This window comes from Bartonella schoenbuchensis R1 (assembly GCF_002022685.1).
Taxonomy (GTDB): Bacteria; Pseudomonadota; Alphaproteobacteria; order Rhizobiales; family Rhizobiaceae; genus Bartonella; species Bartonella schoenbuchensis.
In genome coordinates this window covers 587346-602824 of record NZ_CP019789.1, presented here as the reverse complement: position 1 = coordinate 602824, position 15479 = coordinate 587346, and the positions used below count along the sequence as shown (strand labels likewise).

Below are 15479 nucleotides of genomic sequence, written 5' to 3'. Positions count from 1 at the left end.
GCAATATTTATTACGCATCCAAGAAAACTCAACTATTATATCTCTAAAACACCGTAAATCTGATGAGCACGTTTCTCAAAAGCATTTGTAAATTTATGAAAAGCAATATCAAACATCGATCCCGTGAGTAGTTCTAACATTTTGCTCTTAAATTCATAATTAATAAAAAACTCTACATTACATGCATTCATATTTTGAATTTGGTGAAATACCCAATGATTTTCAAGATATTTAAATGGACCATCAATATATTTAACCTCAATAAGATTTTTCTTAGGTTGAAGAAGTACCTGTGTCGTAAACATTTCTCGAATCATTTTATAACCAACTGTCATATCAGCAAGGAGCAATGTCTTTTCCTCATACTCCTTCCGAGAACGTATTATTAAAGCCTCACACATTGGTAAAAATTCAGGATAAGACTCAATATCTGCAACAAGATTAAACATTTCATGAGCAGTATGGGCAATTTGCCGATGTGTTGTAAAAGTTGGCATAACTCTCTCTATCAAGCAAATTTTTCAGCACGTGCTTTTTGTAAAGCTTTAAAGTCATCTCCAGCGTGATGAGATGAACGTGTCAGAGGATTAGAAGCCATATGTAAAAAACCTTTTGCCTTACCAACCTTGGCAAAAGATTCAAATTCATCAGGAGTTACAAAACGAATGACAGGATGATGCTTTCGCGTAGGCTGCAAATACTGCCCAATTGTCATAAAATCTACATCAGCAGAACGCAAATCATCCATCAATTGAAAAATTTCATTCCGTTCTTCCCCAAGACCAACCATAATTCCCGATTTTGTAAAAATTGTTGGATCAAGCTCTTTGACGCGTTGTAACAGTCGAATTGAATGAAAATAACGTGCCCCTGGGCGCACCTTCAAATATTTAGATGGAACTGTTTCCAAATTATGATTAAAAACATCAGGTTTAGCAGCAACTACAATTTCTAATGCATTATCCTTATGGCGAAAATCAGGTGTAAGGACTTCAATTGTTGTTGTAGGAGTCTTTTGACGAATAGCGTGAATAACTTTCGCAAAATGCTGTGCACCACCATCAACCAAATCATCACGATCAACAGATGTAATGACAACATGCTTTAACGCCATCTGTGCAACAGCATCTGCCACACGCTCTGGCTCATCATCATCAACTGCAAGTGGAATACCTGTTGCAACATTGCAAAAAGCACAAGCTCGCGTACATATTTCACCTAAAATCATAAAGCTAGCATGTCGCTGACTCCAACATTCACCAATATTTGGACAACCAGCTTCCTCACATACTGTCACCAATTTATTGGAACGTACAATACTATGGGTTTCCCTATAAATTTGTGATGTTGGTGCTTTTACACGAATCCAATCTGGTTTTTTTTGAATGACCGTATCTGGACGATGCACCTTTTCAGGATGACGGACACGTCTATTCGTAACTCTATCAACCACCGTAACCATCTAAGATCTCTGCCTTCTCAAGAGCAACCGCCGATGAAAAATCATAAAATATAAAATTTTTCATATAACCTAATTATCAAGCATTTAAAACCTGATCGTACGCATCTAATACACTTTCTTTCATCATCTCTGATAATGTCGGATGTGGAAAAACAGTGCTCATTAATTCTTCTTCAGTTGTTTCAAGATTCATGGCAATAACAAAACCTTGAATGAGTTCTGTTACTTCTGCTCCTACCATATGGGCACCAAGAAGCTGTCCTGTTTTTTTATCAAAAATAGTCTTAACCAACCCTTGATCTTCACCTAAAGCAATTGCCTTACCGTTAGCTGAAAAAGAATAACGACCAACACGTATATCGTAGCCAGCCTCTTTTGCCGCTTTCTCTGAAAGTCCTACAGAGGCAACCTGTGGTGTACAATAGGTACATCCAGGAATTTTTCCTTTATCAAGCGCGTGAGCACTTTTCAGGCCTGCAATACGTTCAACGCAGATTACGCCTTCTTCTTCTGCCTTATGAGCCAACATAGGGGGACCAGCAACATCACCAATAGCATATATTCCTTCCACACCCGTCCAGCTCCATTCATCAGTTACAATGCATCCACGATCAGTTTTGACACCTAATGCTTCTAAACCAAGATTTTCAATATTACCTTGAACTCCAACAGCTGAAATCAATCGGTCAGCTGTTATTGTTTCTGTTTTACCTTTAACATCGATATGCGCCGTAATAGAATCAACAGCTTTTTCAACCTTTGTCACTTTTGCATCAGTCAAAATACGTATGCCTTTTTTCTCTAACTGTTTACGCGCAAATGTTGAAATTTCAACATCCTCAACCGGCATAATTTGAGGCATCATTTCAATGACAGTTACTTGAGAACCCATATCATGATAAAAAGAAGCAAATTCAATACCGATTGCTCCAGACCCCATCACCAACAGTGACTTTGGTAGTGTATGCGGTACCATCGCTTCAAAATAAGTCCAAATAAGTTTTCCGTCTGGTTCAATACCGGGAATAGAACGTGGACGGGCACCCGTCGCAACAATTATATGTTTTGCCTGATAAGTCCCCTCACCTAATGTTCCCTTAGGAACTGGATTTTGTGGTTGCACAATTGCTTTGGATGATGGAGAAACCACAATTTCTGCAAGCTGGCTACCTTTAGCTGCCTTAGTTAGCTTTGCTTCACCCCAAATAATATCAATCTTGTTTTTCTTCATTAGAAAACCAATACCAGCATTTAAACGTGCTGAAACCCCACGCGAACGCGCTACAACATTTTTAATATCTACTTCAATTGAACCATTAAGTTTTAGCCCATAATCTTCTGCATGTTCAGCAAAATGCTTCATTTCCGCTGAACGCAAAAGAGCTTTTGTTGGGATACAACCCCAATTTAAGCAAATACCACCCAAATGTTCACGTTCAACAATTGCAGTCTTGAAACCACATTGTGCCGCGCGAATTGCAGTTACATATCCGCCCGGTCCTGAACCAATCACAATTATATCATAAAGATTTGCCACAGTAATCCCTCCATGGACATAAACAAAACGGATCCAGACTATCCGAGCTTAAAACAGAAAACTAACAGGATAAATTTTTTTCGTATATCCTGTTTTAAGAATACATATAAACACCTTCATTAACTACGAAACTATTATTAAGACTATTCAGATCTACTTTTTCCATATCACCACTTTTGCCACATACACAATTTATGTGAAGTACTTTAACAATCACTACATCAACATTGCTAGTGGATTTTCAATCAGCTTTTTAAAGGCCTGAGCAAGTTCTGCTGCTAACGCACCATCAACTGCGCGGTGATCAGTGGAAAGTGTAACTGACATCATAGTAGCAATCGCTAATGCACCATCCTTAACAACTGCTCGCTGTTCACCTGCACCAATCGCAAAAATCGTTGCATGCGGTGAATTAATAATGGCAGAAAACTCTTTCACACCATACATACCCATATTCGATACTGCTGTTGTCCCCCCTGATATTCTTCTGGTTTCAACTTACGTTCACGAGCACGCGTTGCAAAATCCTTCATCTCATTAGAAATAATAGGCAAAGACTTTTCTTCTGCATGGCGAATAATTGGTGTAATTAACCCATTTGGAATAGAAACAGCAACACCAACATCACAGTGTTTGTGATAAAGCATTCCACCTTCAAGCCATGACACATTGGCATCAGGTACAGCTTTCAAAGAAAGTGCAATAGCTTTAATAACCATATCATTTATGGACAATTTATAAGCGGGTTTAGTACCTTCTTGCGTTTTAACCATTGGAGCAGCAGCATTAAGTTGCGCACGTAACGCCAACAGTGCATCAAGCTCACAGTCTACTGTTACGTAGAAATGCGGCACCATTTGTTTTGATTCAGTCAAACGCTTAGCAATTGTTTTACGCATACTATCATGAGGTGTAAGTGTATATTCACCTTCTCTAAATAGTTTTATTATTTGTTCGTCCGCAATACCAGTTGCCATTGGCTGACCAACTTGTAATGAACAAGAAGCTTTAAGAGCACCATCACTTAGAACTTTCTCTACATCACGCTTAATAATCCTCCCATGAGGGCCTGTGCCAGAAATAAGTGATAAATTAAGGCCTTCTTGAGCCGCTAACCTCCGTGCCAAAGGTGATGCAAAAAGACGTATATTATTTTCATGTTTCTGCACTGATAGCTGAGCTTGTGGCGCATTAGAAACCTGTATATCCTTTGATATCACCTGTTTTTCATCAACTGGCGCTCTCTTTGAAACAGAAGAAGACTTATCTTCCGCGATTTTAGCCACTTCACTTAAGTCTTCACCTTCTTCTGCCAAAACCATGATTAAAGTATTAACTTTAACTCCCTGCGTTCCAGCAGGAACAACAATCTTTGCAACTGTTCCTTCATCAACAGCTTCTACTTCCATCGTTGCCTTATCTGTCTCAATTTCAGCAATAACATCACCTGCAGAGACCTTATCACCTTCCTTGATATTCCATTTCAGCAAATTTCCTTCTTCCATTGTGGGAGAAAGCGCAGGCATTGTAATCTTAATAGGCATAGTGCTTTTTCCTTCGTTATGCTCGATAAGTCACAGCCTTAACAGCTTCGACAATTTCAGTAATACTCGGTAAAGCCAATTTTTCAAGATTGGCAGCATAAGGCATGGGAACATCTTTGCCAGCAATTGTAGAAACTGGTGCATCAAGATAATCAAAAGCCTGCTGCATAACACGTGTTGCTATTTCAGTACCAACAGATGATTGAGGATATCCCTCTTCAACCGTTATTAAACGACCTGTCTTTTTAACTGAAGCAAGAATTGTTGGAAGATCCATTGGGCGAATAGTACGCAAATTAATTAATTCAACATCAATGCCAAGCTTCTCAATTTCTGGCAATGCCTGAACTGCATAATGCATTCCAATCCCATAAGCAACAATTGTCACATCCTGACCAGATTTATGAATATGCGCCTTACCAATAGGTAAAACAAAATCATCCATTTGAGGAACTTCAAATTGATGACCATAAAGAATCTCGTTTTCAAGAAAAATAACAGGATTATCATCACGAATAACAGCCTTTAGCAAACCTTTTGCGTCAGCTGCACTATAAGGCATAACAACTTTGAGACCCGGAATATGGCTATACCATGCAGCATAACATTGTGAATGCTGAGCTCCAACACGTGCTGCAGCACCATTGGGACCACGAAAAACCATAGGAGTAGACATTTGTCCACCAGACATATAACGAGTTTTTGCTGCTGAATTAATAATCTGATCAATCGCCTGCATAGCAAAATTAAATGTCATAAACTCAACAATAGGACGCAAACCTCCAAATGCTGCACCAACACCCAACCCCGCAAAACCGTGTTCTGTAATTGGTGTATCAATAACTCTGCGCGTACCAAATTCTTCCAACAAACCTTGGCTGACTTTATAAGCACCTTGATATTGCGCTACTTCCTCACCCATTAAAAAAACCGCCTCATCGCGTCGCATTTCTTCAGCCATAGCTTGATTAAGTGCTTCACGTACTGTCATCGTAACCATTTCAACATCCGCAGGGATATCAGGATCACTTCCAACATCAAAAACAGGACGAACCGGCATTGATAAAGAAGAAGAAGCTTTCTCTATTTTTTTAGTTGTGGTTTGTGAAATGTTTGTAACATCTTCACCCTCTTCCAACAATACTGCAATAGCAGTATTAACCTTCACACCTTCAGTACCTTCAGGGACTAAAATTTTACCAATAGTACCTTCATCAACAGCTTCTACTTCCATTGTTGCTTTATCAGTTTCAATTTCAGCAATCACATCACCAGAGCTGACGTTATCACCTTCTTTCTTGAGCCACTTAGACAATTTACCTTCTTCCATCGTTGGTGAAAGTGCTGGCATCAAAATATCAATAGACATATTCACGTTCCCCACTTTAAACTAGAATATCAGTATAGAGCTCAGAAGCATCTGGCTCTTGATCATTTTGTGCAAAATCTGCTGCATCAGCGACAATTGCACGGACTTCTTTATCAATAGACTTCAAATCGTCTTCACTAACCCAACCTTGTTTAATAACGTGTTGTTTTATTTGATCAATCGGATCTTGCTCTTCTTTTATTTTTTGCACTTCCTCTTTTGATCTATATTTTGCTGGATCAGACATGGAATGACCACGATAGCGATAAGTCTGCATATCAAGAATGATCGGCCCCTTCCCCGAACGTGCCCAAGCAATTGCCTCATCAGCAGCCCCTTTTACTGCATGAACATCCATACCATCAACGACAATGCCTGGAATTTCAAAAGAAAGGCCACGACGGGAAAAATCAGTTTCCGCAGATGCACGAGAAACTGACGTCCCCATAGCATATTGATTATTTTCAATGATATAAACAACAGGAAGCTTCCAAAGTGAGGCCATGTTAAAACTTTCATAAACTTGCCCCTGATTTGCAGCACCATCACCAAAATAAACCAATGTCACATTATCTTTACCAAGATACTGATTCGAAAAAGCCAAGCCTGTACCAATTGGAACTTGCGCACCAACAATGCCATGCCCACCATAAAAATTCTTTTCTTTGGAAAACATATGCATTGAGCCACCTTTTCCTTTGGAAAAGCCTCCCTGACGCCCTGTCAATTCTGCCATAACACCACGCGGACTCATACCAGCTGCTAACATATGGCCATGATCACGATAAGATGTGATGATCTGATCACCTTCTTTTGATGCTTTTAATGTGCCAACAACAACAGCTTCTTGCCCAATATAAAGATGACAAAACCCACCAATTAAGCCCATACCATAAAGTTGACCTGCTCTTTCTTCAAAACGACGAATCAAAAGCATTTCGCGATAAACGGCAATTGTTTCATCTTTTGTAAAACTAGCTTTCTTCGCTGTTTTGGTAACGTTTGATAATGTGGCTTGCATTACCGGCGCAGATTTTTTTTTAGCCCGTTCTGCCATATTAAACTCCCTTCGATGATTATCTAGAAATAACCTTTACGAACAAAAGTTACAAGTATTATAAAATCAGTTCACATTTCATCGTAAGTGACTGTTTTAAATTGTTTTTTTAGATTAACCGATTGCAGTTAATTTTTAATCTCGTCAGGAGAAATTAAAATTGTCAATTCATTTGGCTTGGAAAAGTTTAAATTTTTCCTCACATATTCATCCAACATATCCTTTTCAATATGCCCATCACGTAAAAGAGAAATACGTTTTTCAATAGACATTCGCTCAACTTCTATTTTATAAAGCTCCTCCTTCAATTCAGTAATATGCTGAATAATTTTGCTGCGTGCAGAAAGCCCGTAGTCACCATGATAAATATGATAACCAAAATAGCTTAAAACCCCAACCGTCATAAATGGTAGAATAAAGCGCGCTGTAATTGATCTACGTTTTTGTTTTGTCCACATAACAGTCATGATCTTTTTAAAATATTCTATTTAATTTATGCATGACTTTGATTAACAGCTTATTATCAAAACAAATCGTACGTAGCTTATTTTTATACTTTATATTACCCACAACAATAAAAATATCACACTTTATGGCGAAATATAAAACATCCGCTAACTTCTGATTTTATTTCCATCTTTGTCAGTAAAACCTCCTGTTAAAATGACGATAAAATCAATGAGCGCCCAAACTACAGAAATAGCTAACCCAAAAACAGATAAAGATAGAACAAGCATAAAAACACCAGTCCCAGTTTTACCAACTACAAAACGATGAATACCCAATATACCCACAATCCAACAAATAAGTGCGAGAATTAATTTTGAATGTTGTTGTTTCACCAATGGAAAAACAGAAGTAGCAGCACCATCCTTACCAACAAAGTCAAGATAATCACCAACTTTTGGTGAGCTTTTTCCTAACCAATCACAAAGCGCAAATCGGTAACGTTCACCATCATCACCTGAAATAAGGTATGTCCCCTGTTCCTGACTAATAATTCTTCCTCTCATCACAACCACCTATAAAATTATTATTTACTTATTATTAATAAAACCGTGAAGCTATTAATAAAATAGTAAAATTAAAAAATGCTGTTAATATAAAGAATATAATATTTTGTTTAACAGCTATTAACGATGCAAATTGCCCGCATAAAGGGCCTGTGTTCCTAACATTTCTTCAATACGAATAAGTTGATTATATTTTGCTAATCTATCTGAACGTGCAAGTGAGCCAGTTTTAATTTGCCCACAATTTGTTGCAACCGCAAGATCAGCAATAAAAGAATCTTCCGTTTCGCCTGAACGATGAGATATAATAGCACGATAACCTGCTTTGTGCGCTGTTTCTATAGCATCAAGCGTTTCGCTTAATGTGCCAATTTGATTGACTTTAATAAGAATAGAATTGGCAACACCCATTTTAATACCATCGCGCAGACGCACTGAATTTGTCACAAATAAATCATCACCAACAAGCTGGCATTTTTTGCCGATCGAATCAGTAAGAAGCTTCCAACCTTCCCAATCATCCTCAGCCATTCCATCTTCAATCGTTATTATGGGATAAGCATCAACAAGCTGAGCTAAATACTCCACCTGTTGGTGTACATTACGACACTTACCTTCACCTTCATAAAAATATGAACCATTCTTATACAACTCTGTTGAAGCACAATCTAAACCAATAGCAATTTGTTCACCTGGTTTATACCCACATGCAGCAATAGATTCCATAATAAAATCAATTGCTTGTTCAGCACTCTTAAAATGAGGTGCAAAACCACCTTCATCACCAACATTGGTATTATAACCTGCATCCTGTAAACGTTTTTTTAGTGTATGAAAAATCTCAGCACCATAACGAACCGCTTCTTTCAGTGTTGGCGCCCCTACTGGAATAATCATAAACTCTTGAAAATCAATTGGGTTATCAGCGTGCACACCACCATTAATAATATTCATCATTGGTGTAGGAAGAAGGTGAGCTTGCGTCCCACCAATATAACGATATAAAGGCAGACCCAATGATGTTGCAGCCGCTTTTGCAATTGCCAATGAAACACCCAAAATTGCATTAGCACCAAGACGCGCTTTATTAGGTGTTCCATCCAAAGCAATCATTGCTTGATCAATTGCCATTTGATTTCTTGCATCTCTCCCACCAAGTTCTTGAAGAATTTCGCCATTAATTGCAGCAATAGCATTTTGAATACCTTTGCCTTGATAGCGCGTACCACCATCACGAAGTTCCACTGCTTCATGCGTACCAGTCGACGCCCCTGAAGGAACCATGGCACGACCAAAAACTCCATCTTCCAAATAAACATCAACCTCTACAGTTGGATTACCACGGCTATCAAGCACTTCACGCCCAATGATATCTACAATTACAGTCATACGAATTCTCTTTTACAATGAATATTTTGATTCACATTATTCTTAACGTCATTCATAGAAATTATCTATACTCGAATATTCAATGTTTTTTTGCCAAACAATCAAAATCCATTAAAATTTCAAGCAACCTTTGTAAATTATCAATTTTAATCATATTAGGCCCATCAGATGGCGCATTATCTGGATCTTGATGTGTTTCTAAAAAAACACCTGCAACACCAACAGCAACAGCCGCACGCGCTAATGCTTCAACAAACTGCCGCTGCCCACTAGATGAATCACCCTTTCCACCTGGTTCTTGAACAGAATGTGTCGCATCAAAAATAACAGGCGCTCCAAATGAACGCATAATTGGCAATGAGCGCATATCAGAAACAAGACGGTTATAACCAAATGAAGTGCCACGTTCACAAAGCATAACATTAGGATTGCCGCTCTGAGTTATTTTTTTTAAGACATTCTCCATATCCCAAGGAGCTAAAAACTGACCTTTTTTAATATTGATTACACGCCCCGTTTTAGCGGCTGCAACTAAAAGATCTGTTTGACGACACAAAAAAGCTGGTATTTGCAAAATATCTACCGTTGAAGCAACAGCCTCACATTGCTCTTCTGTATGCACATCAGTCAATATCGGAAAGCCAAATTCTTTCTTAAGATCAGAAAAAATAATCATTGCTTTTTCAAGACCAATACCACGCGCCGCATTAAGAGACGTCCTATTAGCTTTATCGTAACTAGATTTATAAACAAACCCAATGCCAATTTGATCAGCAATTGCTTTAAGCCGACCCGCTATTTCAAAAGCGTGATCTCGACTTTCCATCTGGCAAGGACCTGCAATTAAAGAAAGAGGCGCATCATTAGAAAAAACAATATTTCCAACTTTAACAGAAGTATTTGGTTTAGACATTGGATTCCTCAAAAAGTGAGCACGTAATTTATAAAGCTAAACCAACCTGCTCTGTTCTAAAGTAGCCTCAATAAAAGAGGAAAAAAGTGGATGCGGATCAAATGGACGTGACTTTAACTCTGGATGATATTGAACACCAATAAACCATGGATGATCTACATATTCTATTGTTTCTGGTAAAATACCATCTGGACACATACCAGAAAAAATAAATCCAAGTTGTTCCAGCCTTTCTTTATAATGAATATTGACTTCATAACGATGGCGATGCCGCTCGCAAATATTTGTTGTTCCATAAATTTTGGAGATATGGCTACCTTCTTTTAATTGAGCTGCAAAAGAACCAAGGCGCATTGTTCCACCAAGATTTCCAGATGTTGTACGTTTTTCAAGCAAATCCCCCTTAAGCCATTCCGTCATTAAACCTACAACCGCATCCTTTGTCTCGCAAAATTCACTTGATGAAGCATTTACAATATTTGCAATATTGCGAGCAGCTTCGATACAAGCTAATTGCATTCCAAAACAAATGCCAAAAAATGGAATTTTACGTTCTCGTGCAAATTGAATTGCTCGAATTTTACCTTCTGCACCACGCCCACCAAAAGCACCAGGAACCAAAATCCCATGAACTTTTTGTAAATAAGGCGCAGGATCTTCTTTTTCAAAAAGCTCTGCTTCAATCCATTCAATATTGACCTTCACTCTATTAGCTAACCCACCGTGCGCAATTGCTTCAATAAGAGATTTATAAGCATCTTTCAGGCCTATATATTTCCCAACAATTGCAACCGTTACTTCCCCTTCAGGATGGTGAATGCGATATGTAATATCCTCCCAACGATCCATATTTGGTTGAGGTGCTGAATTAATTCCAAAAGCAAAAAGAACTTCTGAATCTAAACCCTCTTTATGATATGCTATGGGAACATCATAAATAGTCAGAACATCTAATGCCTGAATAACTGCACTTGGACGAACATTACAAAAAAGTGATAATTTGCGCCGTTCTGATTCTGGAATGGGTCGATCTGCACGCACTAATAAAATATCAGGAGCAATACCAACTGATTGCAACTCTTTAACAGAATGTTGTGTCGGTTTAGTTTTTAACTCACCTGCAGAAGCAATATAAGGCATTAATGTAAGATGCATATAAACAGCACTTTGCCTTGGCAACTCATTACGCAGTTGACGAATTGCTTCCAAAAAAGGCATTGCCTCAATATCACCAACCGTTCCACCTATTTCACATAAGACAAAATCAAATTCTTCATTTCCTGTAGTAATGAATGCCTTAATTTCATCTGTAACATGAGGAATAACTTGAACTGTTTCTCCTAAATAATCACCGCGACGCTCCCTCTCAATGATATTGCGATAAATACGCCCTGCCGTGATACTATCCTGGTTATTAGCAGAACGCCCAGTAAAACGTTCATAATGACCAAGATCAAGATCTGTTTCTGCACCATCATCGGTAACAAATACTTCACCATGCTGATAAGGCGACATCGTGCCTGGATCAACATTTAAATAAGGATCAAGCTTACGGATCCGTACACGACATCCTCGTGCCTGTAATATCGCAGCTAAAGCTGCTGCAGCAATGCCTTTTCCAAGAGAAGAAACCACACCACCAGTAATAAAAACATAACGTGCCATGGGCTTACGGTAATAAGCAGTTTATTATAATTTTTCTAGTCAAAAAAATGCTAAAAAGAAATTTTTATCTTCGCAAAGTAAAAAAAGATGCAAAAACAATTTTTTACAATCTAAACTTTATTTTTAAAATTAGTTGACGCCATTATCACTTGGATTTTCAATTGGTGATGGAATCGGATTTTCAACTGCAGGAGTATCAGGTTTACTTTGCTTTTGAGAAGGTGTCGAAGCACCACCTAATTGTTCAAGAATAGAAGGCTTGGAACTTTGATTAGATGATGGTTTACCTTCCTCTGTCGTATTTTTGTTTACCGGATTTTGTTCTGAATTAATTGGAATGCGATTAAGAATATCAGAATCAGAGTTCGATATATTTCCAACCACAACCAGTACAATGGACATTGTAAAAAAACAAATTGCCAAGATAGTCGTTAAACGTGTCAACATGTTTTTGGTCCCACGAGCACTCATAAACCCTGAGCCACTACTTGTACCAAGCCCGCCACCTTCTGAGGGCTGAATCAACACAACGCCAATCAAAGTAATAACAATCAAAAAATGAATTACAATTAGTACTGTTTGCATAAACTCTGCTCTTTATAAACATTTATAGTTATTTATATACAAATTGCGCATAATCCAAGAGATAATTATGAATTCTCTTCTTATAATTAACGATAAACATCACAAATAGTTAAAAAATCAACCGCTTTTAAACTTGCTCCACCAATTAAAGCACCATTAACATGAGTAGTACTCAAAAGTTCAAGTGCGTTTGATGAGTTGACAGATCCACCGTAAAGCAAGCGTATGTTATATCCCTCGTTACCAAAACGATAGCTGATCTTATCACGAATAAAATTATGCACTTGTGCAACATCCTCTGAAGTAGGAGTTTTACCCGTACCTATAGCCCATATAGGTTCATAAGCAATAATTATATTCTGTGCTGTCGCGTTATCTGGTAAAGAATTCTCAAGCTGGTGTGCGATTACATCTAATACTCTGCCATTCTCACGCTCTTCCAATGTCTCACCGATACAAACAAGAGCAACAAGATTTGCCCGCCATGCAGCCTGTACTTTAGCATAAACAATCGCATTACTTTCATGATAAGCTGTACGACGTTCTGAATGCCCAATAATAACGTGACTGGCCCCTGCTTCTTTAAGCATAGCAGCTGAAATATCCCCAGTATAAGGACCACTATCACTGAAATGACAATCCTGCCCCCCTAAAAGCAACTTTTCACCACTCACCATATCAGAAGCACGTGATAAAAGTGTTGCTGGAACGCAAATAAGCGCTTCAAATAAACAACCCAAATCAGAGCGAATACCAGTAGCGATGGCATGTAACTCTTTAAGAGATTCACCCATTCCATTCATTTTCCAATTTCCAGCAATTAAAGGCCGAATATTTGGAGTCATGTCTTTACCTCAAGAGCTTTTAAAAAAATTTATCGCTTTAAGTACCAAATTATGAAACGAAAGCAAGTCTTTAAGCTTGCATCTTGCGCATCTTTATTGCAAATTCGATCACTGCTTTGATAATCATTGTGTATATAAATGGAATTAAACGATGCTTGATACCCTAAGAAGCGCTAAAAATTCTTGGTTTGCTAGGCTTTTTTTTGCTATTTTACTTTTATGTTTCATTTTTTTATGGGGTATACCACAGTTATACACACAAGGTGAGAGAGATTTACTCACTTCTGGCAAGTCGACAATAACTGTTGATACTTACCGCCTTGCACTTGCTGATCAAAGTTTACGTTTAGCGCTCAATTCCCATCTTGGACGAATGTTTACCCCAGAGGAAATACAGCAATATAGAATCTCTGCTTTTGTCCTTAATCAGTTACAACAAGATGTACTTTTTAATGAACAAGCACGTAAAATGAAAATTAATCTTTCAAAAGACATGATAGCCCAGGCCATTAGTGCTGACAATATTTTTCAGGAAAATGGAGCCTTTAGTCGAGATTTATTTCTCAATTTTCTTCAGCAATTACGTGTTAACCAAAATGATTTCTTTGATTATTACACTCAAAAAGAAAAGCGCAATCAGCTCACTCTAGCTTTACTATCCGGTATGAAGGTACCAGACCTCTTCTATAAAGCCTTTGCTATTTATCAGGAAGAAACACGTATCGCTGATTATTTCATTGTCAATTTAAAAGAAAAAGAAAGTACTGCCGATCCCGATCAAAAAACTTTGCAAAAATGGTTTGATACGCACAAAAATGCATTTCGCGCCCCAGAGTATCGTACTGTCTCTTTATTGTCTATAACACCAGAAAAGTTAGTGCAATTAGAAGATATTTCTAAAGATGAAGCTAAAACCTATTACACTCAAAATATCTCACGTTTTACAACTCCTGAAAAACGCATAATTGAAGAATTACGCTTCCCTACACGCAAAGCAGCTGATGAAGCTGCCAAAAAAATAGCTGATGGTTTAAGTTTTGATGACTTAGTTAAAGCTGAAAAAAAGACTCTCAATGACATTAAAAAAGGCCCCTTAGTAAAAAGTGAACGCCCTAATTACCTAGAATCTGAGATTTTTGAACTCAAAAAAGGACAAGTTAGTACTGTCATTGATGATCTGCAAGGTCCTGTAATTATTCGTGTTATAGATATTACACCTTCAAGTCCTATTCCTTTTGAAACTGTAGAAAAGAATATTCGCCAAACACTTGCGCAAAACCGTGCTGCTACTGATATGCATAATAAGTATACAGAAATTGAAAATGCCCGTTTTGAAGGAGCCTCTCTTAAAGAAATTGCCGACCAATATAACTTGCCTCTGCGTAAAGTCACTATCGATAAAAAAGGAATAACAATTGAAGGGATAACACTAACAGATTTACCTGAAAAAGACATCTTGTTAGATGCCATCTATCAAGCAAATGTAGAAACTGAGCCTGACCTTCTCTCTCTTCAAGAAGGAGGGTATCTCTGGTATCAAGTAGATACGATCATCCCTTCCCGTGACAGGGCACTTGAGGAAGTAAAACAAGATGCCATTGCTCAATGGAAAAGTGAAGAAATCCAACGCCTTCTCGATGAAAAAGCTGAAAATGCTCTCAAACAGCTCAATAAAGGAAAAAGCCTTGATTCTCTTGCTGCTGAATTTGGCGTAAAAAAACAAACGACTCAAGCTTTACGGCGCCAAGATTCATCCGAAGTTTTTGGATTTGAAGATATTAAAGCATTATTTTCTAAGCCTAAAGGTCACTATGGCATCGCAAAAGGTACACTCACAACAAACCGTATCGTCTATAAAATAACAGCCTCAGCAATACCTGACAATATCACTGCTCAAACCATTTCATCTGATGTCCGCAATAATCTGGATATGATGATAAGAGAAGATTTAAAGCTAGAAATACTCCAAGTCGCGAATAAAGAACACCCAGTAAAAATTAACAATTCTAACTATAATCGCATCTTCAATACTTTTTAGTGAAATTTTATGAACGATTTTACGTATCTAATGATAAAATTGTATAAGCGTTTTTTTTACAA

At 37.9% G+C, this 15479-nt stretch carries 13 protein-coding genes and 1 pseudogene; 1 reads left to right on the top strand and 13 read right to left on the bottom strand.

Annotated features, from left to right (window positions below):
• Positions 1–35: 35 nt before the first annotated feature.
• The 13 genes and pseudogenes from BscR1v2_RS02445 to tpiA form a co-directional block, all read right to left on the bottom strand.
• Positions 36–497: a type II toxin-antitoxin system RatA family toxin gene (locus BscR1v2_RS02445; RefSeq protein ID WP_010703604.1), complete on the bottom strand. Its 462-nt coding sequence runs from the start codon at positions 495–497 to the stop codon at positions 36–38.
• Between the two features lie 11 nt (positions 498–508).
• Complete coding sequence (lipA, locus tag BscR1v2_RS02440) at positions 509–1462, bottom strand: lipoyl synthase (RefSeq protein ID WP_010703603.1); 954 nt, start codon at positions 1460–1462, stop codon at positions 509–511.
• Between the two features lie 76 nt (positions 1463–1538).
• Positions 1539–2999 carry a dihydrolipoyl dehydrogenase gene (lpdA, locus tag BscR1v2_RS02435; protein WP_078689616.1) on the bottom strand — a complete coding sequence of 487 codons (1461 nt, stop codon included), beginning with the start codon at positions 2997–2999 and terminating at the stop codon, positions 1539–1541.
• A gap of 216 nt (positions 3000–3215) precedes the next feature.
• A pseudogene (locus tag BscR1v2_RS02430) lies at positions 3216–4543 on the bottom strand (pyruvate dehydrogenase complex dihydrolipoamide acetyltransferase).
• Positions 4544–4559: 16 nt separating this feature from the next.
• Positions 4560–5912, bottom strand: a complete 1353-nt coding sequence (locus BscR1v2_RS02425; RefSeq protein ID WP_078689614.1) for a pyruvate dehydrogenase complex E1 component subunit beta — start codon at positions 5910–5912, stop codon at positions 4560–4562.
• Positions 5913–5928: 16 nt separating this feature from the next.
• The gene (pdhA, locus tag BscR1v2_RS02420; RefSeq protein ID WP_078689613.1) at positions 5929–6969 is read right to left on the bottom strand and encodes a pyruvate dehydrogenase (acetyl-transferring) E1 component subunit alpha; all 1041 of its coding nucleotides are present in this window, start codon (positions 6967–6969) and stop codon (positions 5929–5931) included.
• A 128-nt stretch (positions 6970–7097) separates the two neighbouring features.
• Positions 7098–7427, bottom strand: coding sequence for an FtsB family cell division protein (locus BscR1v2_RS02415; RefSeq protein WP_078690297.1), 330 nt, complete (start codon positions 7425–7427; stop codon positions 7098–7100).
• A gap of 156 nt (positions 7428–7583) precedes the next feature.
• The gene (locus tag BscR1v2_RS02410; protein ID WP_078689611.1) at positions 7584–7982 is read right to left on the bottom strand and encodes a TM2 domain-containing protein; all 399 of its coding nucleotides are present in this window, start codon (positions 7980–7982) and stop codon (positions 7584–7586) included.
• Positions 7983–8102: 120 nt separating this feature from the next.
• Positions 8103–9371, bottom strand: a complete 1269-nt coding sequence (gene eno, locus BscR1v2_RS02405) for a phosphopyruvate hydratase (RefSeq protein WP_078689609.1) — start codon at positions 9369–9371, stop codon at positions 8103–8105.
• Positions 9372–9450: 79 nt separating this feature from the next.
• Positions 9451–10284, bottom strand: coding sequence for a 3-deoxy-8-phosphooctulonate synthase (gene kdsA, locus BscR1v2_RS02400; RefSeq protein WP_078689607.1), 834 nt, complete (start codon positions 10282–10284; stop codon positions 9451–9453).
• 36 nt (positions 10285–10320) lie between these two features.
• Entirely contained in the window at positions 10321–11949 is a 1629-nt protein-coding gene (locus BscR1v2_RS02395; protein WP_078689606.1) for a CTP synthase, read from the bottom strand.
• 129 nt (positions 11950–12078) lie between these two features.
• Positions 12079–12534: a preprotein translocase subunit SecG gene (gene secG / locus BscR1v2_RS02390; protein WP_078689605.1), complete on the bottom strand. Its 456-nt coding sequence runs from the start codon at positions 12532–12534 to the stop codon at positions 12079–12081.
• A gap of 86 nt (positions 12535–12620) precedes the next feature.
• Entirely contained in the window at positions 12621–13379 is a 759-nt protein-coding gene (tpiA, locus tag BscR1v2_RS02385; protein ID WP_078689604.1) for a triose-phosphate isomerase, read from the bottom strand.
• 151 nt (positions 13380–13530) lie between these two features.
• Here tpiA and BscR1v2_RS02380 point away from each other — a divergent pair, with 151 nt between their 5' ends.
• Positions 13531–15417 (top strand): peptidyl-prolyl cis-trans isomerase, encoded by a 1887-nt coding sequence (locus BscR1v2_RS02380; protein ID WP_078689602.1) that lies wholly within the window; start codon positions 13531–13533, stop codon positions 15415–15417.
• The last annotated feature ends 62 nt before the right edge of the window (positions 15418–15479 follow it).